Raw genomic sequence first — 384 nt, forward strand, 5'->3', positions numbered from 1 at the left:
CCACTGTGCAGTTCTCAAACAACACACCCGAAGTGACCTCGTACCCGGACCAACTCGGCGTCACCGCCGGCGGTATCTAGGAAGATCTCATCGGATCGTTTGTTCTTGCCATGAAAAAACACTTTCGCGTGTTCTTTCAGGACCCAATAGTGTGTCGGTATACCCATCGCGACCTCAGACATTGCTGAGATCGAGTGCGATGAAAGTTGTCAGCGTTCCACCCATGAGCGTCCGCAGCTCCACGATTGGGAACTAAACGGTCTCTGCCAGAGGCGTTCTCGACTGTTCGAGACACCATCTGGAGATGTGCTCCTTAGAAAGGAGGTGATCCAGCCGCACCTTCCGGTACGGCTACCTTGTTACGACTTCGTCCCAATCGCCGAT

At 53.9% G+C, this 384-nt stretch carries 1 rRNA gene; it reads right to left on the bottom strand.

Annotation, left to right across the window (positions count from 1 at the left end):
- Positions 1–317 precede the first annotated feature (317 nt).
- Positions 318–384, bottom strand: a 16S ribosomal RNA gene (locus tag ACSVDM_RS30815); the annotation flags it as partial.

Source organism: Nocardia sp. JW2 (genome assembly GCF_051843015.1).
Classification (GTDB): domain Bacteria; phylum Actinomycetota; class Actinomycetes; order Mycobacteriales; family Mycobacteriaceae; genus Nocardia; species Nocardia coubleae.